The organism is Sinomonas notoginsengisoli (genome assembly GCF_021554725.1).
GTDB classification, from domain to species: Bacteria; Actinomycetota; Actinomycetes; order Actinomycetales; family Micrococcaceae; genus Sinomonas; species Sinomonas notoginsengisoli.
Genome location: NZ_JAIZDP010000002.1, coordinates 349341 through 370046 on the forward strand (window position 1 = coordinate 349341; position 20706 = coordinate 370046).

Below are 20706 nucleotides of genomic sequence, written 5' to 3' on the forward strand. Positions count from 1 at the left end.
AGTATGGTTTCTGCCACCCCGTGGTGAAACCCGGGCGTGTCGACCTGAGGAGTGGACAGCAGGGAAGTACGCGCAGAGGCGGCCCACCTCGGGGCGCGGTTTCACGTGAAACGTGGATTGGGCTAGCCACTACGCCATCGGTCTGAACCGGCTTGGATTTCCCGGCGGGCGTGGAGCCAACTCCCGACGCCCGAAAGGTTCCACCACCGCCACGCCATGAGTTGCGTTGCTGGCGTTGACAACCTCACTGAAACCAAACCGTACAAAGTTGACCCAGGAACGACGTCGTGGGGTGACGCTTCAAGCTCGGCCGTGCGGCGAGCCACAATGCTCGCGATCGGACCAATCGCACTCTCAGGCCCCCTAGCCGTCGCACAGCTCTAGGAACGCAACCGGCGCTGCAGGACTGGCGGTCTCAACGGTCTGTAGCGCTCAGGTCCGCTTGCGATATCGGTTCTCCTGGTGAGCCACGTTTTGCGTTGGTCGTTTGCTCCGGACAATGGATCACTACCGGTGAAGATGAAGTAGAGGCTGGCCAACCGCGAGCGCGATCACGAAGACAGGACCACGGTGTCCGGGCCCCGTTGTTCCACGCAAGGGATTGGCCGAGAAGGCCCTCAGCGTGTCGCTCGCGGCGGGGCTGGCGATGTTTACCCTAGGGGCAGGTGAAGTCGAGCTACGAGTGATGCCTAATGCCTCGAGGACGGTAGGACGTCGGGAGTGGGAGCATAGGGCCAGTTTCCACTTTCTCTGGTCATCGAGGCTACGGGGCGCGCGGCGGCAAAGGTTTGACACCAGGAGTTCTGACCGAAGCCGAGTTCGCCCGTCACGGTGATGCTGACGGGTCGCGGGTGCCGGTTATCCCCGGAGGCGCGCAGGTCTTCATGCACGCTACCCGCACGGGGTCGATCACTCCGACCGGTTGCTTCGGGGAAGGGCGACCGGCCCTGTGCGGTGTTTCACGTGAAACCAGGCATGCACGGCCGGTGCACATTCTGACCCCCACGCCCGCGTGGGGCCGCGCGTAATGATCAGGCCGCCGTAAAACCGGGCAAGAGCCGACCGGAAACCCGTTGAGACGAGCAGCAACCCGGGTCTTTGACTTCCGAGCGTGGTGTGGGAGGACGGCCAGGAGGTCGGCTCACACGGCACGGGGAAGGCAGCAGTCCTCCTTCCTCGATCAGAAGGCTGGTGCCACTCGGTGCCGGAGCACGCTTCGAGAGCCGAAATGGCATGGGGCAAACGAGTATGCCCGTCGCGCCCGCCCCGTCTGAGCGCGTATCCCCATGAGGCCGGCAAGGCGACGCACACCGTCACCTCGTGGGCGGACTAGCTGGGACGGCGTTCTGAACAGGATGGCAATGCGCTCTGAGGTTGCCACCTGTTTCATCGGTTCCCGCCATCGCTTGTCTCGACCAGGCGGTACCAGATGAGATTGGCGCGCGGTGAAGGTCTGACGGGTTGTCTCCAGAGGGCGATAACTGCGCGGTTGACCACAATCGGAGCTTCCGGTTCGCCTTGGTCGCACTGAGCAGCGTGCGGCGGGCGCAGAGCCGCCTGTGGATAAGTTCTGTCGGTGTGACGCTCGAGCCGGGATGTGGCCTGTGGATAACCGTGTGGGGAAGCGAACTGGATACGCTGGCGGGGGGACGAAGTCCGGCCCTAGTTTGTGTTGGTGCCACAGGTAGCATCTTGCCGATATCGTCAAGCAAGAAGGATCAGCCCGTGCGAGGGAGATGCTGTCTGTGTGCTGCCGGATTCGGACCTAGGATGGAGCCTGCAAAGAAACTACTGCTTTTGGTTCCTTTCTGCGCAGCATCATCCAATCGGCGCGCTGGACGCGTGGATTTGCGACATGTATGTGCACTTGCCGCCGGGCCATCCTGAGACGATCGTACTCTCCGACGCCCCGAGTCGGATGGGACTGGTGATGGGCACCGGCAAAGGGTGCCCCGAAGTGAGACGATGCCCCGCGCCTGCGAAAGTCCGCTGTGGATAGCCGCTGTGGATTTCCCTGTGGATATCGTTCGGGCGGTGCTACTGCTGCTTCCATCCGAAACTGCCCCGTAACCTGCGGGGTGGATTCGGGCCCTGAGAGGTTACATTGCTTCCGAAACCACCAGACGTGCTGTCCTGGCCGTTCCAAGTGTTGAGCTGGACCGGGTCAAGCGACAACGCTCATTCTTGCGGCAGTTTTGACTGCGAAGAACAGCGGGCCGTCTTAGACACCCACCTTCCTTGGCGGGGCGGTTAGGCCTCGTCACCCCAGATAGAGCGCTGCTCCGCCCAGCCGGGATAGCGGACTGTGTTTCACGTGAAACCCCCAAAGGGGAAGGTCGCAACCTGCCAAAGGGTGCAGCCTGACCAACCTCATCGTTGGGTTCTCCCCGCGCCTACGGAAGCGGCGCCTAAAGAGGGAGCAGTACCCGCCCATGAGGACCGCTCCCTCGCTACACGCCGCGGCGCCCACACCGTCGCTGCGCGCAGGTACGCTACCTTTGTGTTTCACGTGAAACACGCATGAACGACGTATCGCTTAGTGTCCTGTTGTCGTGCCTTCGCCGGCCAAGATTTGTGCTGAGTGGTGCGCTTGGCCGTCGGCGTTCGTCGATCATCGAATCTCGTCGATCGTCGCCGGTCAGGAGCATGTTTTGGGGAGGGCGTGCGACGCCGCTACGCTCCGGCTCTGCTCCTCTGACACGAACGGAGGCGCCGCGGGCCACCGGCCAGGCACACCCGTGCCTGTTGTACAAAATCGACGAAATTGATGTTTTCGTTTGTGGAAATGGGAGTGGGGCCGCAAGGACGGTTGACTTGCCACGCGCCGTCGAACCATTGGCTACGGCACGAGATGGAGGGCGCTAGGCGTAGGCCTCCTTCGCGCACACCAGCTGGCCACGGGCGCGGCTATATGGGTGACGGCCCGGGAACCGCGTTGACACCGGCGAAGCGCGTGAACTTCCGTTGCGTCCCGCATAGGTGAGGAAACGGGGTTCGGCGACCAAATGATGATGTGGGCGCCGAAGGAAGGAGGCCGTCTGATTCACGGCTCTACACGGGGGGCGGCAGGGTTTTACGGGTCTCGCGGGGTAGCCTTCCGACTCCCTAGCGCGGTTCGTTGGGCCGCGGAGATTAGCTTTGTCGTCATCATCCGGCGGAGATGGGCTTCGCAATCTCGAACAACAACAACTGCTTATCAGATCGGATTCGTGTGAGATTTCGTGTGAGATTGGGTGGCCCGGCCGGTCTGCTATCGGAATTGAAGCCAAGTTTGGAAGGGCCGGCCACGTTGCCACGATCTGTGGGGAGCTTCTGAGCGCGGACCCGTGAAGCGCGGAGCCCAGCTGTTTCACGTGAAACGCTCAAACGTCGGCCGAGATCGTGACACCCTCGAAGAACAAAAGGAACGGGGAGGGTGCGACATCGTCGCACCCTCCCCGGGACTGTGGCCCATTGCCAGGTTTGATCCCCGGTTAGCCTCTACTTCGCGAGGACCTCGTTCCATTCCTTCTCGAAGTACTGCTTCGGACGAGCGCCGATAACTGTTCCAGTCACCTTTCCCTTCTCAAAAAGGTAGACCGCCGGAATTGACGTGATTCCATACTCAGCCGCGATGTTCGGGTTGTTGTCCACGTCGACCTTGACCACGTCTACCTGATCCGCGTATTCGACGGAGATGTCGTCCAGGATCGGCCCGACCTTGCGGCACGGCCCGCACCACTCGGCCCAAAAGTCAACAATGACTGGCTTCTCGGACATGAGGACCTTGTCGGTGAACTCAGCATCGGTGACATTCTTGGCATTGCTCATCTGTATGATCCGATCTCTTGGGGAACTTAGGCCTGGGCGGTCGAGAGGGCACGAGCCTCGATGTCGGCGAGGTAGTGCTCAACGTCGAGGGCCGCAACGCAACCAGATCCGGCTGCAGTGATGGCTTGGCGATACGTGGGATCGACTACGTCGCCCGCAGCGAATACGCCGGGGAGGCTCGTCTTCGAGGACCGGCCCTCGACAGCAATCGTCCCTTCGGGAGTGAGGTCCAGGACGCCCTTGACCAGACTGGTCCGGGGATCGTTTCCGATGGCTACGAAGATGCCGGTCACGGGGATTTCGGACTCGCTGCCATCCACGAGGCTCCGCAGGCGGAGCCCCACCACCTTGTCGCCACCGATGACGTCGGCAACCTCGGAGTTCCAGGCGAACTTGATCTTCTCGTGGGAGAGAGCACGGTCCGCCATGATCTTCGAGGCGCGCAGCGTGTCGCGGCGGTGCACCACGGTGACTGTTCGCGCGAACTTCGTGAGGAACAGCGCCTCTTCCATGGCTGAATCGCCGCCACCGATCACGGCGATGTCCTGATCCTTGAAGAAGAACCCATCACACGTAGCGCACCAGCTCACCCCATGGCCGGAGAGGCGCTTCTCGTTTGGCAGTCCAAGCTCACGGTAGGCCGAACCGGTGGCGATGATCACGGCACGAGCCTTGTACGATTCACCGCCAGCGAGGGTGACGGTTTTGATCTCACCCTCGAGTTCAACGGACTCGACATCCTCGAACTCGATGTGCGCGCCGAACCTGGAGGCCTGCTGTTCAAGCTTGTCCATAAGGTCGGGGCCCTGAACGCCCTCCGGGAATCCGGGAAAGTTCTCAACCTCGGTCGTATTCATCAGTTCACCGCCAGCCGTCACAGAACCCGCGAAAATCAACGGTTGGAGGTTGGCACGGGCGGTGTAGATGGCTGCGGTATACCCCGCGGGACCGGAACCGACGACGATGACGTCGCGAACGTCTGCGGCAGTCTCAGCAGTGCTCACGGGATGCGTACCTCTTCCTTGGCGATGACAGACGGTATCAGGAGCAACAACGCATCAGTTTGGGTCGATATTCCGCGCCGCTGTCCTCCTCAAGGGTACCGAAGGCCTTCCTGCGTCCCATAAGCCCGCGCTATGGGGCACCAGTACCGTCACACCATCGTGAGAGCCAACTACGAGGGCCCCCGGACAGATCCGGGGCCCTCGTGAGCGGTGGCGTTTACTCGACCTTGATTTCGGCGAGCCGCAGTCCGAACGGGTACTGCGTCTTCGGCGCAGACAGCCGCGGCAGCGAGTTGATCTGGACGAGCACGTACTGAACGGTGGGCGATGCACCGACCGGAACGGTCACCTGCGGTCCAGTGAATGAGGTAGTCCCGGCTAACGTAGCGCCGGTCAAGTTCGGCTGGTTGTTGGTATAGATGCTGAAGTTGCCGCCCAGACCCCCTGACTGGACCAGCGTGACCTGCTTCACCTGGGCAGGCTCCGCGAGCTGGACGAGGAGTGTCACACTTTTGGTGAACGCGCCCCAGTCCTCGCGTGCGAATTCCATGTCTGACCAGTAGGTCGCCGTGTTGCCGTCGAACGTGAGGGGCAGCTTGGAATCGAAGGCGTTGGCAAAGCTGAGCTCCCCAGGGTTGAGCCGCGTCACGGAATCGATGGCCGGCGGTGCCGGCGGTGCCGGGGGCGGTGTAGCAGGCGCGGTTTGGCTGGGAACTGGACTCGCAGAAGGCTGGGCCTGTTGGGTCGGTTTGGGGCTTGAGCTCGCGGTGCCCGCCTGCTGGGGCTGGAACAGTCCGCCGAGTGTGGTGAACGCGAAGATGAGCGCGGCGATCAGGACCACGGCGAGCACGCCACCGACCAGCCAGGGCATTGAGCGAGGGCGTGTGGACTCATCGTCCTCGTAGTCCTCGTAGTCCTCGTCGTCGACAGGCGACGACGGCCTAGCAGCCTCAGCCTCGGGCGGCGCGGCCGACGAACGATTCCAGGGCCAGTGCTGGCGCGGCTGGGCAGCGTCTTGTCCCGGCGAAGTGGGCGCCTCGCCCGCGGGTGAGTCATCTTCCCGCCGAGGCCACGGTGCGATACGTGAACCTGACCGCTTCTCGCCCGAAGCTGAGCCGGCAGCGGCCTCTCCGGCGGCCTCCCCGGCGGCAGCACCGGCCGCACCGGCGCCCGCCGCGGCACCGAACGCTCCTGTTGCTGCACCCGGCGAGGGGTGCGCACCAGTCCGCGGCTGGTCGGACTCAGGCCGCGCCGCCTCGCCGCCAACGCGGCTGGACCGTGGCGGGGCCGACGGTGGAGGCGGAATTGAACCAGCGGGCCGGGCATTCAGAGGGGCGTCCTGATGCTGCGCCTGCTGTGCCCGCCACTGGCGTTCCTGGCCCTGACGGCCGGCGGCAGCCGCAGCGGCGGCGCCGGCACCGGCCGCACCAAGCGCCGTCGCTCCTGCCCCACCGGTGCCCGCGGAAGACCCGGGCGCTCCTTGCGGGGGCCGTCCCTGAACTGGATGCTCCTGAGTCGGCTGCCCGTGCTCGTCATACCGGATGTATTGGTCGGGGCGCCCGGGATCGACCGTCCCGTCATAGGTCTCAGGCTCGTGGGAGCGGGATTCGCCGAAGATCTCGCTCCCCAGCGTGTCCGTGAAGAACGGCTCGATATAAGGAGCCTCCTGCGGGACGATCAGGTCGAGCAGGTCAGCGGGGGAGGTATGGTTCGTGATGAGGTAGGTGGAACCGTGGCTGATGCCGAGGTCTAGCACTTGGACCGCATCGTGGCGTTCGCCCATGGCCACCTCACGGGCACTCTGGGCGAGTTGGTCGGCATGGGACGAGCCCGCGACGAGAATGCTGACGGGCCGGTTCAGGACTTGGTCCACGCCGTCGAGGACGAGATCGCTCTCGCGGGACGTCACGATCGATGCCGTGACTTTGTACCGCCCCCCGAGCACGGTGCCGACGTCGATGGACTGGGACACGGAAACCTCCTGGTCGCTGGCGCGGGCACGACCGGTGGCCGCACCTTGTGCTCCTAGTGATCCTAGCCGACCGTGCTGTCAAGCTCGGGGGGAGTCCTCGATTTCAGTCCTCGGGAAAGTGCGGATTCTCGCCGGGCGGCCCTTGGAACGAACGCCGTCCCGGGAGGTTTTCGGGCGGTGCGCCCGAGGGCCTCGCACGGTACATCACTGGATCGAACTGGCCCGAGATGCGCGGAATGATGCCAGTGTCGTCAGAGATGGTGCTGATCGCGGCGGTGGTCGGACGCTCGGCGCGCGCCGAGCGCGAGGCGGCGGCAGCGGCGGCGTCGTGCGCGGAGCGAGCGGAGGGCGCGGCCGACGGCGCGGGGTCGCCCGCCGCGAACCGCCCGCCGAGGCGGCTGAGGATCGGCCGGAGCAGGTCGCGCACTTCGGTAACGCGAAAGGCGCGCAGGAGGATGAAGTACACGGCGAGCATGGGCAGCGCGATGATCACGATCGCCGCCAGCGCCGCCCAGTTGGAGCTCCAGATGAACCCGTTCGGGTTGTAGCCGCCCAGGAGTCCTACGGCAACGGCTCCGGCAACGGCGGAGCCGGTCGCGGCATACCCCATGCGGATGTACGAGTGCGCCACGTGCACGCCATCGAGATGGCCGAGCTGCCGGCGAAGGTAGTGGCTGCTGAGCACCACTGACAGGATGTTCCCGACGGTGTACAGGCCGGCGATCGAGAAGATGATGTACCGCGCAGGCAGGAACTGGATGGCGAAGGCGCCGACCACGTTGAGGATGGCGAGCCACAGCTGGATCTTGAACGGGGTGCGGGCGTCCTCCTTGGCGTAGAACACGCGGGCCATCATGAAGTTCGCGCTCATGAAGGGCGTGCTGAGCGCGAGGATGCTCAGGGTCTGGGCGAGCATGACGCCGTCCGACGCCCGGCCGCCCGAAAAGAACATCCCCAGTGCAGGGGCGAGTGCGAAGAGGGCGAGTGCGGCGAACACGGTTGCCACGGCCATCGTCCGCAGGCCATGGGAAAGGGCTTCCCGAACGCCCTTGCGGTCCCCGGCCTGTGAGGCCTCGGTCATGCGGTTGAAGAGCACGGTGGCGAGGGACAGCGCGATGATCGAGTGCGGCAGCAGGTACAGCTGCGACGCGATCTCAAGGACTGTGTTGCCGGGAATCTGCTGCCAGAGCGGGTCGCCGGCCTCTTGGAGCCGCTCGCGCTCGGCGCCCGGCTGGGAGGCGACCTTCATGACGTACAGGAAGGTCAGCTGGCCCACCGCGGTGGTCGCGAGCGTCCAGACACCGAGCCGCGCGGCCGTGCCGAGCCCGACGCCGCGCCAGCCGAACCGCGGGGACAGCCCCAGCCGAAGCTGCATCACGGGAAGGAGCAGCAGCGCCGTCTGGATGACGACGCCGATCGTGGACATCGCGGCGATGAAGAAGGTGTGCCCGGAGGTCCAGTTGTCCAGACTGTGGGGGTCGGTCCGGTTGGCACCGAAGATCCACACGAAGATGCCCAGGCCTGCGATCGCAACGATGTTGTTCACGATCGGCGCCCACATCGCCGGGCCGAACCTTCCGTGCGCGTTGAGCACCTGGGTCAGGAGCGCGTAGAGGCCGTAGAAGAAGATCTGGGGCAGGCACCAGTACGCGAAGACGGTGGCGAGGGCGAGCTGTTGCGGACTGTACCCGGACGTGGTCAGCTGCATGACCCATGGCGCAGCGATGGTCACGCCGGCGGTGAGGACGAGCATGACGAGCACGCCGAGGGTCAGCAGCCGGCTGATGTAGTCCGCACCACCATCGGCGGCCTTGCTCGCCTTGATGATCTGCGGGACGAGGACCGAGTTGAACACCCCGCCCGCGACGAGCAGGAAGATGAGGTTAGGAAGGTTGTTGGCGTTGACGAACGTGTCCGCGACCGTGGAACCGAGGCCGAGGGCCAGGATGAGCATCCACGAGCGGATGAAGCCAAGCGCGCGCGAGACGAGCGTGCCGGCCGCCATGATGGCGCTCGACCGGGCCTCAGAGGCCGGTGCGGATTTGGGCGGGGCCACGGCTACCTCACGCGAGCAGGTGCTCGGGAAGCACCTCGCGGGCCAGGTCCGCAATGCGGCGCTCGTTCGGGAAGGACAGGCGCCGGGCGAGCTCCGAGATGGGGATCCACGCGACGTCGACCGCCTCGTGGTCCGGATCGTTCTCGATGGTCAGGTTCCCGCCGACGGCGCGCAGGAGGTAGTGGTGCACGGTCTTGTGGACGCGGTGGCCGGTGACCGTGAACCAGTAGTCGATGCTGCCCAGCGGCGCGAGGATTTCCCCGCTGATCCCCGTCTCCTCGCTGATCTCCCGTACTGCAGCGCGCTCGTTGGTCTCGCGGCCCTCGGGGTGGCCCTTGGGGAGGCACCACTCGAGCCGACCGCCCCGGTTGAGGCGTGCGATGATCGCGACCGGGAGGTTCGGATCGGCAGTGTCGACGACGACGCCGCCCGCCGAGACCTCCTCGACGGTGGGCAGGGATGACGGGTAGGCCGCAGTGGCCGGGGCGATGTGCGGCCCCACTGCTGACGGCAGGGGCGCACTCCTCCTCTTCTGAGGATCGCTCGGCAACGGAATGACCATGCAGACCACTCTAACGAAAGTGGCCAGTCAGGGACGGGACACGCACCCGTGGACGGAGCCCGTGCCGGGATCTGCCAAGCTTAAAGGACTATGGCAGCAGATGAGACGGCAGCGCAGGACCACCGGTTCGCGGTTGACCCCGTGGTCCTCGAACTCGGCAAGCGGTTCGCGGAAGCGGGATTCGAACTTTCCCTGGTGGGCGGACCTGTCCGCGATCTCTTCCTTGGGCGCACCTCGCCCGACCTCGACTTCACCACGGATGCGGCTCCAGACCAGACGGTGGGCATCATCGAGGGCTGGGCGGACGCCCATTGGGATATCGGGCGGGCGTTCGGCACGATCGGCCTGCGCAAGGGCGGCCACCAGATCGAGGTCACGACCTACCGTGCCGAGGCCTACGACCCGGAATCGCGCAAGCCCACGGTCGCGTTCGGGAAGGACCTTGTCGCGGACCTCGAACGGCGCGACTTCAGCATGAACGCGATGGCGCTGCGCCTGCCGTCGCTCGAGCTCGTGGACCCGTTCGGTGGCCTGTCCGACCTCCATGCCGGGCTGCTGCGCACGCCGGGGGCCCCCGAGCTCTCCTTCTCCGATGATCCGCTGCGGATGATGCGCGCGGCGCGGTTCGCGTCCCAGCTCCGGGTGGACGTTGCTCCCGAGGTTAAGGCGGCCATGACCGAGATGGCCGAGCGGATCGAGATCATCTCGGCCGAGCGGGTGCGGGACGAGCTCGTCAAGCTCGTCAACGGTGCCGCGCCGCGCGCGGGCATCGACCTGCTCGTGGAGACGGGCTTGGCCGACCATGTTCTCCCCGAGATCCCGGCGCTGCGCCTCGAGGCGGACGAGCATCACCGCCACAAGGACGTCTACCAGCACTCGATCAAGGTGCTCGAGCAGGCGGCAGACCTCGAGACGGGTCGGGATGGCCCCGTGCCGCGTCCGGACTTCGTGCTCCGGTTCGCGGCGCTGATGCACGACGTCGGCAAGCCGGCGACGCGTCGATTCGAACCGGGCGGCGCGGTGAGCTTCCGCCACCATGATGTGGTCGGGTCCAAGCTCGTGAAGAAGCGCATGAAGGCCCTCCGCTTCGACAACGACACGATCAAGGCGGTGGCGCGGCTCGTCGAGCTGCACATGCGCTTCTACGGGTATGGCGACTCGGGCTGGACGGATTCTGCGGTGCGCCGCTACGTGACCGACGCGGGTCCGGTGCTCGAGCGGCTGCACCGGCTCACCCGCTCCGACGTCACCACTCGGAACCAGCGCAAGGCGGACCGACTCTCCTTTGCCTACGACGACCTCGAGCGGCGCATCTCAGAGCTTGCCGAGCAGGAAGAGCTCGCGGCCATCCGTCCTGACCTCGACGGGCAGCAGATCATGGCGGTTCTCGGGATCCGTCCCGGTCCGCTCGTGGGGCGTGCCTACGAGTTCCTCCTCAACGAACGGATGGAGAACGGGCCTGCGTCCGAGGGTGAGGCCCGCGCAAAACTGCTGGAATGGTGGGCGACCCAGCCCGAATCGGCTCAGGCCGGTGCGGCGGACGCCGACGAGAGCGAGCGTGCCCGATGAACGGCATGGGACTCCCCGGCATGGAGGACTTCGGCCTCACGCGCCTGTGGCTCCTGCGCCACGGCGAGACCGAGTGGTCCAAGAGCGGGCAGTACACCGGTCTCACGGACCTGCCTCTCACGGCCGTGGGCGAGGAGCAGGCACGTTCTGCGCATGCGGCGCTCGACGGCGTGGACTTCGGTCTCGTGCTCACCTCGCCACTGCAGCGTGCACGGCGCACCGCGGAGCTCGCAGGCTTCCCAGACGCCCAGCCCGAGCCGAACGCGCTCGAGTGGAACTACGGCGACTACGAGGGTGTGCGGTCCGCGGATATCCGCAAGGAGCACCCGGACTACCTCATCTGGAAGGATGGGGTGCCCAACGGCGAGGCGCTCGAGCACGTCGGGGAGCGGGCGGACCGGATCGTCCAGCGGGTGCGGACCGCCGGTGTGGAGAACGCCCTCGTGGTGGCGCACGGGCACTTCTGCCGGATCCTGGCTGCCCGTTGGCTGGGCCTGCCCGCTGCATCGGGCCGCCATTTCGTCCTCGGAACCGCCAAGGTGTGCCGGCTTGGCTGGGACAAGAAGACGCCCGCCATCGAGGCCTGGGGACTGTAGGGCCGCGTCTCCTTGGGGCTAATCTGAGGTGAATCGGCGCACAGCGGCCGCCGTTCCACGCTGAGGGGCTCGCGATGCGTGACCTTGCCTCGATCCTGCGGGACCTCCCTGAAGGCAGCGGACCCCCGCCGTGGCCGGGGCTGGAATACGTGCGCGGATGGGGGACCTTCGGGCTGCCCTTCGATTCGGGTCATGTGCTCGCCCTCCGTGTGTTCCTCCAGGGGACCTTCGGGGCATACCGCACGCCCTGGCATCGGGATCCGGCGGGCTCATGGTCTATCCACGTGGACGGTCCGCGACTGGAGACCGCGTGCCCGCGGTACTACGGTGCCGCGTGCGAGTTCACCGGGTTCTCCCGGATCAGCCTCGAGTGGGAAGGCCCGGCCCGGCTTCACGTGCGGATGGACGAGCCCGCTCTCGACTGGACCGTTGAAGCCACGTCGTCCCCGCTCCTCGACGCCGTGAACATGGTGAGTTCCCGCCTGCCCCTCGCCACGTGGCGCCCGGACGGGCTGGTAAGGGCCCGTGAGGTGATGGCGCGGTGGCTCGGGCTGGCGAACATGGTGATGCGCGGCGTCATGCCGAGTGGGCATTCGGGCACGCTCATGCCCTCGCAGATGTACTTCGTCAACCGGTCGACGGCGATCCTCGACGGACTGGACCTGGGCCGGCCAGTCCGCGTGAAGGCCAATCCGCTCTTGGGAGAGGTGGCGCTTCCCGCGCGCGGCATTCTCGCGATCGGCCAGGCGGTGTGGGAGCCGCTCCCAGGCGCGGCGCCGTAGGCAGTCAGCGAGGACGTACCAGAGGGTGCACCGCGGACGGCGGTGAATGCGCCGCGGCCGCCCGTCAAGAATCTCCAAAGAATTTCTCTGCATTCTCTTGCGGTTTATCCAGAGAGTGGTCTACCTTTTTATTTATTGGCTGACCGGCCGTGATTAATCCGATTGCCGATCCGATTGCGGGTCCGATGACCGATCAGCCAGCTCAAGCTCCAAGACCGAACGATAGCGAAGGAGGCTGGACCGATGACGATGACCGAGGTTCTCAACCAGGGTTGGACCGATTTCGCTAAGTGCGGTCGACGCGGCCTCGTTCCGGTCTTTGGCGCCACGGGCGCCTGACACTCACGGCAGCGAGCATCCTGCGACGCCACATCTTCTGCGCGGTCTGACCGCCCACCTTGTGGCTATGCGCCCCGCGCCGAGGGTGTGGGCTTCACGCGCAGAGCGCTGTGAGATCCACCCGCCAAGCCGCCCTCCTTTCCCCGCCCACTGAGGCAGCCTGTTGATGCTGCTCCTCGTGCTGGCGGCACGTCCTAGGATTTCTTGTATTTCCTAGGTCATTTTGCGCCGATCAATTCGTACGGGCAATTTCACTATGCCTTTGAGTTGGTCGTGTGTGCGAATTCCGCGCCGCTCATTCCTTGATGGCGTATGCTCCCTGATCGGCTCATCGATCGGTCCATTTCCCGACCGCGCCATCCTGCGCTGTCCTTCGCACGGAGATCACCATGTCCTCGCGTCAGACCCTGCATTTGCCCGACACTCAGCCCCAGCCGGCTGCGGGGACCCAGGCGCCCCACGCGCCGTCGTCCGCCGAATCCGGCACCGCACGTCCGAGGCCCTCCGAGGAGGTGACCACCATGGCCCAGCGCATCCGGCACGTTCTGTCCGCGATCGGCTCGACCCGGATCGACACCCTTCGCATCGACGCGCAGCGCGCTGCCGTGGAGCGCGAGCTTGGACTGTCCCGACCGCTCCTCTGACACCGTTCCTCTGACACCGTCAGTTTCTGCACAGCGACGTGTAACGATCTCGGCGTCGTCGTGCTCGACGAGCCGGTGACTGACAAGCCCACCTACCCGATCGCCGCGGCTGGGACGCTCGATGCGATCCTTCCGGGTCGTCTGGCCCAGACGATCGCGACGGCTGTGGGCTACGGGACCGAGGTGCGCAAGCCGGACTCCACCGATGGGTACCAGCGAGTCGACATCGCCGCGTCCCAGGCTTTACTGGCGGAGTACGGCGTTCGCCCCTGACGCCCCGCACCCCTTGGGCGGGCCTTCTCCACGCGAGACGGCCCGTCCGTTGTTTGCACAGACAGTTGCTATGGAATGACTGGCCCATAATTTGTACGACAAATGGAGAAAACCTGTGGTGCTTGCCAGCGTGCGTGGCTACGCTGGATCCAGGTCTCGTACATGCGGCGCGCTGGGCGCTATCCACGGGCGGTGAAATCCACCCGAACGGTATTGCTCACCCCATCTGCCCAGAGGTCTTCCGATGTCTACGCATCCAGCCCACGCCATCCCTGCCCCTGTCCGGCCCTTCCGACTGGTCCATCGCCCCACGTACAGCAGAGGCGCAGCGCTCGCGCCTCCCGCTCCGGCTGGCATCCCCTTCCGGAAGCGACTCGCTGCCATGCGGCGGTGGGCCCGCCACATCCTGTTGGACGAGTGGAACGTGGCATACCTTGAGGCGCGCCGGGAAGAGGTGGCGCGGAAGCTCTCCGAGGAGTGGCCCCTGCGCTGAGCGTCTGAGGCCGCCCGCGCGAGCGCCAGGACCGCACGCGGCCGGGAGGCAGCCGGTAGGCTTCGGCACATGGTGCTGCGCCCCGACGAGAAGCCTGATGCACGGCAGGCAGTCATCTCGCCGACCCGCAACGATCCCTTCCTACACACCATGTCCGAGATCGTGGGTGGACCGCTCGGGGACCACGCGGCCCCCGGCCTGATCCGCAGCGGATTCTGGACCCCGGAGCGGGTGCTCGTCCTCTTCACGGCAGCGGCGGCGATCCTCGGTGTGGTGATCAAGGGCTACTGCCGGGTGAACGGCTGGATTACCCCGCAGCACTTCTACGCGGCGTGCTACTCGGACATTCCCGCCCTGTTCAAGGAGCGGGGGTTCGCCGATGGGATCCTGCCCTTCTTCAGCCAGAACGCGCCCTTTGAGTACCCCGTACTGACGAGCCTCATTGCGGGGCTCACGGCTCTGATGGTCCCCGGTTCCGGAGTCACCGAGGCGCGGGCCACGGCGTACTTCGACGTGAACGCCGCCCTGCTTTCCGTCATGTGGCTCGTCGCCGTCATCGCGACCGCGAGGTCCAACAGGCGGAGGCCGTGGGATGCCGCGATGCTTGCCACGGCACCGGGCGCGATCCTGGCGGGGTTCGTCAACTGGGACCTCTGGTCCGTGGCGCTGCTTGCGCTGGCCATCTACCTGTTCTCCCGGAACCAGCCGTTCTGGGCCGGTGTCTTCATTGGACTCGGTGTGGCCACGAAGCTATACCCCCTCCTCGTGCTCGGCGCCATCCTCCTCCTCGCCGTCCGCACCGGCAGGTATCGGCAGCTGGGGCTCACGCTGGCCGGCGCGGGCAGCACGTGGCTTGCCGTGAACCTTCCGTTCATGCTCCTCGACGCACCCGGGTGGGCGTACTTCTTCGACTTCACGCGTGACCGGCCCGCCGGGTTCTCCTCGATCTACTACGCCTGGAACCTCATCGCGGCACGCCTCCAGTGGGTGGCCCTTGAGACCCCGGCGGTCAATGCGATCGCGGCCGTCATGTTCGGGCTGGCCTGCCTCGGGATCGCCATCGTCGCGCTGCACGCACCGCGCCGGCCCCGCCTGGCCCAGCTCGCCTTCCTCTTGGTCGCCGCGCTCATCCTCACCGACAAGGTGTACTCGCCGCAGTACGTCGTGTGGCTCATCCCGCTCCTGGCCCTCGCGCGTCCGCGCTGGCGCGACTTCCTCATCTGGATGCTGATCGAGACGCTCCACTGGTGGGCCGTGTGGATGTACCTGGGTGCCACGACGAGCGGTGGGCCACCCACGAACAACATCGACTCCCCGTACTACGTGGGGGCTGTCCTGGCCCACATCGGCGGGGTCATCTACCTGTGCGTCCGCGTGCTCATGGACATCTACGATCCCGCAGGGGATCCCATACGCCGAAGCCGTCAGGACGACCCCCAAGGAGGGGAGTTCGACCGAGCGCCCGACGCCGTCACCTGGGACAGCCTCCGGCACCGGATCATCGGGGAGTAGATGCTGCTCGCGTGCCTTCCTGCTCAGTTTGGCCGGGCCGTTCGGCGTGTTGCGCCGGGGACACGCGGATGAAATGTGCAGTTCGCACGTCCGTGCGAGCAGGAACGGACGTCGCCGCGCGGCAGAATGAACCGGTGACTTCCCGCCCGGCCGTGCAGCCCTTCGACCTCGAGCGCATCGGGGCTAGGCTGCCCTTCGCGGAATCGTTGGCGGAGCTTTCGGCGGCCTTGGCCGATCCCGGCGCCGCGGCCGTGGTCCAGGCGCCGCCGGGCACCGGCAAGACGACGCTCGTGCCGCCGCTTGTGGCGAACCTCGCGCTCGCTTCGGCCGAACTCGCCCACGACGCCGCTGGCTCCCCGCGCGTCGTGGTCACCCAGCCGCGGCGGGTCGCCGTCCGGGCGGCGGCCAAACGGCTCGCGGCGCTGGACGGCACGCCCGTGGGGCAGCGCGCTGGGTACACCGTCCGTGCCGAACGGGCTGCCGGGCCCGAGACCCTCGTGGAGTTCGTGACGCCCGGCGTCCTGCTGCGCAGGCTCCTCGCCGACCCCGGGCTCGAGGACACCGCCGCGGTGGTCCTCGACGAGGTCCACGAACGCGGGCTCGAAACGGACATGCTCCTCGGCATGCTCGCCGAGGTCCGCGAGCTCCGCGGTGACCTCACGCTCGCGGCCATGTCCGCGACCGTGGATGCTCCGCGCTTCGCTGCGCTGCTCGGCGGCGAGGAAGGCTGGGTGCCAGTAGTCGACTGCCCGTCCGCGCTGCACCGGCTCGAAGTCGTATGGGCGCCGTCGTCCGGACCCAGGCTCGACGAGCGCGGGGTTACGAGGGCGTTCCTCGACCATGTCGCGGACACGGCATCCGCGCAGCACGCCGCCGAGCTCGCTGCCGGGAACGACATTGACGCCCTCGTGTTCGTCCCCGGAGCCCGCGAGGTGCATCATGTCGCGGGCAGGCTCAACGACCGGCTGCGGCGCCGCGGGCCAGCCGGCACTCGGGGCATCGAGGTCCTCGAGCTGCACGGGCAGGCGCCGGTCGTGGAGCAGGACCGCGCCGTGTCCGGCCGCGGCCCCGGCGATGGGCCGCGGATCGTCGTCTCGACGGCGTTGGCTGAGTCTTCGCTCACGGTTCCGGGCGTGCGGCTCGTGGTCGACTCGGGACTCGCGCGGGAGCCGCGGCGGGACGCGTCCCGGGGGATGTCAGGGTTGGTGACGGTCTCGTGCTCGCGCGCGTCGGCGGAGCAGCGGGCCGGGCGCGCCGCCCGCCAGGGACCGGGCCGCGTGGTGCGGTGCTACGACGAGCGCGCCCTGGCCGCCGCTCCCGCCCATTCGACGCCTGAGATCGCCTCCGCGGACCTCACCGAGGCCGCGCTCGTGCTCGCATGCTGGGGCGCGCCCGGCGGAGTGGGCCTGGCGCTGCCGGACGCACCGCCCACCGCAGCGTTTGCCGACGCCGTGGCGGTACTGCTGGCAATCGGTGCCGTGGACGACGCCGGCCAAGCCACCGCGCTCGGCCGCACCCTGGCGCGCATCCCGACGGATCCGCGCCTCGGCCGGGCGCTCCTTCAGGGTGCCGAGATCGTGGGCCCGCGGGTTGCCGCGGAGGCTGTGGCGATGGTGGCGCGGGACCTCCGGCCCGCCGGTGCCGACCTTGGCCGGCTCCTCGGGGCGCTCCGCTCCGGGCGGGATTCCCAGACCCGAGCGTGGGCCGACGACGTGCGGCGGTTCGAGCGGATCGCCGGGGAGGCTCGGACCCGCTTCCCCGGAGGCCTTGACCCCTCAACCGGGGTGGTGGCAACGGAGGCGACGGACGCCGGGAAGGTGGGGGCCGTCGTCGCGCTCGCATTCCCCCGGTTTGTGGCCCGCCGCGTCCCGGGCGACCGCGAGCAGTACCTGCTCGCCTCCGGCACGCGAGCCGGCCTGCCGGCAGGAAGCCCGCTCGCCGGACACGAGTGGCTTGCGATTGCCGACGCCGCGCGGTCGGCGGCCCGCGACGCCGCGGGGACGGGCGCCGTCGTGCGAGCGGCCGTTCCGATCGGCCAGGATGTTGCGGAGCTCGCCGCAGGGCACCTGCTCACGGACCGGGTGGAGGCGAGGTTCGACGGCGGCCGCCTCGCCGCCCGGCGCGAGCGGCGCCTTGGCGCGATCCGGCTCGAGTCGACGCCGGTGCGACCGTCGCGGGAGGAGGGGCACGGCGCCGTCGTGCGTGCGCTCGAGGTGGAGGGGCTCGGGGTGATCGGGTGGTCGAACGCCGCGGACGGGCTGCGGCGGCGCCTGGCTCTGGTGCGGCGGGAGCTCGGCGACCCGTGGCCCGACGTGTCCGAGCCCGCACTGCTGGCGCGGCTCGACGAGTGGCTCGCGCCGGAGGCCGACGCGCTCGCCAGGGGCGCCTCCGTTCGTGGCGTGGACCTCGCGGAGCCGCTGCGGCGGCTGCTGCCGTGGCCTGAGGCGGCGCGGTTCGACGAGCTCGCACCCGAGCGGCTCGAGGTGCCGAGCGGGTCGCGGGTGCGGATCGAGTACCCGGCGGTGGAGGACGTTGACGGCACGGGCGCGGGCGGCCGGCCGATCGTCGCCGTCAAGCTCCAGGAGTGCTTCGGCTGGGCGGAGACACCCCGCCTCGTGGACGGGAGGGTGCCGGTGCTGTTCCACCTGCTCTCCCCGGCCGGGCGACCGCTCGCCGTGACCGATGATCTGGCGTCCTTCTGGTCCGGCCCCTACGCGCAGGTGCGTGCCGAGATGCGCGGACGGTACCCCAAGCACCCTTGGCCCGAGGACCCCTGGACGGCGGTGGCGACGGCGAAGACGAAGCGGCGGATGGGGACCTAGCGCGGGCCACTACGCTTGATGGGTGGCCCACCTCGACCTCTCCGGCATCGACTACGTCCTCTCCGACGGCACCCCGCTCCTGAACGGCGTCACGTTCAAGGTCCCCGAGGGCTCCAAGACGGCGCTCATCGGCCCGAATGGAACGGGCAAGACCACTTTGCTCAAGATCATCGCCGGGGACCTCACCCCAGACGAGGGCGTGGTGGGGCGCTCGGGTTCGATGGGTGTCATGCGGCAGTTCATCGGGCATGTGCGGGACGAATCGACGGTGCGGGACCTCCTTTTGGGGACCGCGCCGCCTGACGTCACCGCGGCGGGCCGCGCGCTCGACGCTGCGGAATTGGCCATGATGGAGGACGACGACGAGGCCACCCAGATGCGTTACGCCCACGCGATCGCCGAATGGGGCGACGCCGGCGGGTACGAGTGGGAGACTGTCTGGGACGAGGTGACGATGGCCGCGCTCGGGGTACCGTTCGAGCGCGCGCAGCACCGCGCGGCGTCGTCCCTCTCCGGCGGTGAGCAGAAGCGCCTGGTACTCGAGGCGCTGTTCGCCGGGCCGGATGACCTCCTGCTCCTCGATGAGCCGGACAACTATCTCGACGTCCCGGGCAAGCGCTGGCTCGAGGACACGCTCAACGCCTCGCGCAAGACCGTGTTCTTCATCAGCCACGACCGCGAGCTCCTCAACAACGCCGCCGAGCGCATCGTCACGCTCGAGCCCGGAATCAACGGCGCTGGCGCGTGGGTCCACGGCGGTGCCTTCGCCTCCTACGTCGAAGCCCGCGCCGAGCGGAACGCGCGCTTCGAGGAGCTGCGCAAGCGCTGGGATGAGGAGCACGCAAAGCTCAAGGAGCTCGTGACCATGTACAAGACGAAGGCCGCGTTCCGCTCCGACATGGCCAACCGGTATCACGCCGCCCAAACGCGCCTCGAGAAGTTCCTCGCCGCCGGGCCGCCCGAGGCGCTCCCTGTGGAGCAGAACGTGAGGATGCGGCTGCGCGGCGGGCGGACCGGCAAGCGCGCCGTCGTGGCCGAGAAGCTCGGGCTCACGGGCCTCATGAAGCCGTTCGACGCCGAGATCTGGTTCGGCGACCGCGTGGCCGTCCTCGGGTCCAACGGGTCGGGGAAGAGCCACTTCCTGCGGTTGCTCGCGCTCGGCGGGACAGACCCGGAGCGGGAGCACCTGCCGGTCTCCGACGTCGTGATCGCGCCGGTCCCGCACGAGGGGACCGTCAAGCTCGGGGCCAGGATCCGGCCGGGGTACTTCGCCCAGACCCACTCCCGGGCGGACCTGGCCGGGCGGACGCTGCTGGAGATCCTGCACCGAGGCGACGAGCACCGCTCGGGCCTCGCTCGTGAGGCCGCCGCCGGGGCGCTGGACGGGTACGGGCTCGCAGGGCAGTCGGAGCAGAAGTTCGAGTCCCTCTCCGGCGGGCAGCAGGCCCGCTTCCAGATCCTCCTACTCCAGCTCTCCGGCGCCACGCTCCTGCTCCTGGACGAGCCCACCGACAACCTGGACCTCCACTCGGGCGAGGCGCTAGAGCGGGCCATCAACGCCTTCGAAGGGACGGTCCTGGCCGTGACCCACGACCGCTGGTTCGCGAAGTCCTTCGACCGGTTCCTGGTCTTCGGCTCCGACGGGACCGTGCGCGAGGCTTCCGAGCCCGTGTGGGACGAGGGGCGGGTGGAGCGGGCGCGGTAGGGCCACGGCGTAGCATCGGCGCATGCACACCCGCCCAGCCAGGCCCGGCGACTGGCCGCGTATCCGTGACATCTACGCCGCCGGGATCGAGCCCGGCGATGCAACCTTCGAGTCCGCGCCGCCAGCCACCTGGGAGGCGTTCTCGGCGCGGAAGGAGTTTGTGCTCGTCGCCGAGGACGAGGGAGGCGATGACTCCGACTCCCTGGGGGTGCTCGGCTGGGCCGGCGCGGGGCGCGTGTCCGCACGGGAGGTGTACGCCGGGGTGGTGGAGCACTCACTGTACGTAGACCCCCCGGCGGGCGGCCGCGGGGTCGGGACGCTGCTCATGAGAGCGCTCCTCGACGAATCGCGCACCCGTGGTATATGGACGGTCCAGGCCACGGTGTTCCCGGAGAACGCCGCGAGCCTGGCCCTGCACCGCAAGTTCGGGTTCCGCGAGGTGGGCAGGCGCGAGCGCATCGCGCTCATGCGCCACGGGCCGCTCGCGGGCTCCTGGCGGGACACTGTGCTGCTCGAGTTGCGGCTGTGACCCCGGCTCGATCCGATCGGTGGGGAACGGCGTGGGAA

Annotated in this window: 14 protein-coding genes; 9 read left to right on the forward strand and 5 right to left on the reverse strand. The window is 67.6% G+C overall.

Annotated elements, in window-relative coordinates; translation table 11 throughout:
* Positions 1-3480: 3480 nt before the first annotated feature.
* The 5 genes from trxA to LF262_RS07255 all read right to left on the reverse strand — a co-directional run bounded on the left by trxA (position 3481) and on the right by LF262_RS07255 (position 9356).
* Positions 3481-3810 carry a thioredoxin gene (trxA, locus tag LF262_RS07235; protein ID WP_235779606.1) on the reverse strand — a complete coding sequence of 110 codons (330 nt, stop codon included), beginning with the start codon at positions 3808-3810 and terminating at the stop codon, positions 3481-3483.
* A gap of 26 nt (positions 3811-3836) precedes the next feature.
* Positions 3837-4814, reverse strand: coding sequence for a thioredoxin-disulfide reductase (gene trxB / locus LF262_RS07240; RefSeq protein ID WP_235779607.1), 978 nt, complete (start codon positions 4812-4814; stop codon positions 3837-3839).
* A 217-nt stretch (positions 4815-5031) separates the two neighbouring features.
* Positions 5032-6786, reverse strand: coding sequence for an ABC transporter substrate-binding protein (locus tag LF262_RS07245; RefSeq protein ID WP_235779608.1), 1755 nt, complete (start codon positions 6784-6786; stop codon positions 5032-5034).
* A gap of 103 nt (positions 6787-6889) precedes the next feature.
* Positions 6890-8842 (reverse strand): murein biosynthesis integral membrane protein MurJ, encoded by a 1953-nt coding sequence (gene murJ / locus LF262_RS07250; RefSeq protein WP_372462749.1) that lies wholly within the window; start codon positions 8840-8842, stop codon positions 6890-6892.
* A gap of 7 nt (positions 8843-8849) precedes the next feature.
* Positions 8850-9356 (reverse strand): NUDIX hydrolase, encoded by a 507-nt coding sequence (locus LF262_RS07255; RefSeq protein ID WP_235779684.1) that lies wholly within the window; start codon positions 9354-9356, stop codon positions 8850-8852.
* Between the two features lie 138 nt (positions 9357-9494).
* Between LF262_RS07255 and LF262_RS07260 the strand changes: the two genes are divergently transcribed.
* The 9 genes from LF262_RS07260 to LF262_RS07300 all read left to right on the forward strand — a co-directional run bounded on the left by LF262_RS07260 (position 9495) and on the right by LF262_RS07300 (position 20668).
* On the forward strand, positions 9495-10973 hold the full coding sequence (locus tag LF262_RS07260) for a CCA tRNA nucleotidyltransferase (protein ID WP_235779610.1): 1479 nt from the start codon (positions 9495-9497) through the stop codon (positions 10971-10973).
* Complete coding sequence (locus tag LF262_RS07265; protein ID WP_235779611.1) at positions 10970-11569, forward strand: histidine phosphatase family protein; 600 nt, start codon at positions 10970-10972, stop codon at positions 11567-11569. Before LF262_RS07260 ends, LF262_RS07265 begins: the two co-directional genes overlap by 4 nt.
* 74 nt (positions 11570-11643) lie before the next feature.
* Entirely contained in the window at positions 11644-12351 is a 708-nt protein-coding gene (locus LF262_RS07270; protein WP_235779612.1) for a hypothetical protein, read from the forward strand.
* 728 nt (positions 12352-13079) lie between these two features.
* Positions 13080-13334, forward strand: a complete 255-nt coding sequence (locus tag LF262_RS07275; RefSeq protein WP_235779613.1) for a hypothetical protein — start codon at positions 13080-13082, stop codon at positions 13332-13334.
* 75 nt (positions 13335-13409) lie between these two features.
* Positions 13410-13607, forward strand: coding sequence for a hypothetical protein (locus LF262_RS07280; protein ID WP_235779614.1), 198 nt, complete (start codon positions 13410-13412; stop codon positions 13605-13607).
* A 562-nt stretch (positions 13608-14169) separates the two neighbouring features.
* Complete coding sequence (locus LF262_RS07285; RefSeq protein ID WP_235779615.1) at positions 14170-15612, forward strand: glycosyltransferase family 87 protein; 1443 nt, start codon at positions 14170-14172, stop codon at positions 15610-15612.
* Positions 15613-15680: 68 nt separating this feature from the next.
* Positions 15681-18434: an ATP-dependent helicase HrpB gene (hrpB, locus tag LF262_RS07290; RefSeq protein ID WP_372462750.1), complete on the forward strand. Its 2754-nt coding sequence runs from the start codon at positions 15681-15683 to the stop codon at positions 18432-18434.
* A 22-nt stretch (positions 18435-18456) separates the two neighbouring features.
* Positions 18457-20139, forward strand: a complete 1683-nt coding sequence (locus tag LF262_RS07295; protein ID WP_235779617.1) for an ABC-F family ATP-binding cassette domain-containing protein — start codon at positions 18457-18459, stop codon at positions 20137-20139.
* 22 nt (positions 20140-20161) lie between these two features.
* Positions 20162-20668, forward strand: a complete 507-nt coding sequence (locus LF262_RS07300; RefSeq protein ID WP_235779618.1) for a GNAT family N-acetyltransferase — start codon at positions 20162-20164, stop codon at positions 20666-20668.
* Positions 20669-20706: the final 38 nt, after the last annotated feature.

Excerpts from the sequence above, each read along its gene's own strand:
- trxA (WP_235779606.1), bottom strand. The coding sequence starts at position 3,810 with ATGAGCAATGCCAAGAATGTCACCGATGCTGAGTTCACCGACAAGGTC.
- LF262_RS07260 (WP_235779610.1), top strand. The coding sequence starts at position 9,495 with ATGGCAGCAGATGAGACGGCAGCGCAGGACCACCGGTTCGCGGTTGAC.
- LF262_RS07265 (WP_235779611.1), top strand. The coding sequence starts at position 10,970 with ATGAACGGCATGGGACTCCCCGGCATGGAGGACTTCGGCCTCACGCGC.
- LF262_RS07270 (WP_235779612.1), top strand. The coding sequence starts at position 11,644 with ATGCGTGACCTTGCCTCGATCCTGCGGGACCTCCCTGAAGGCAGCGGA.
- LF262_RS07275 (WP_235779613.1), top strand. The coding sequence starts at position 13,080 with ATGTCCTCGCGTCAGACCCTGCATTTGCCCGACACTCAGCCCCAGCCG.
- LF262_RS07285 (WP_235779615.1), top strand. The coding sequence starts at position 14,170 with ATGGTGCTGCGCCCCGACGAGAAGCCTGATGCACGGCAGGCAGTCATC.
- hrpB (WP_372462750.1), top strand. The coding sequence starts at position 15,681 with ATGAAATGTGCAGTTCGCACGTCCGTGCGAGCAGGAACGGACGTCGCC.
- LF262_RS07300 (WP_235779618.1), top strand. The coding sequence starts at position 20,162 with ATGCACACCCGCCCAGCCAGGCCCGGCGACTGGCCGCGTATCCGTGAC.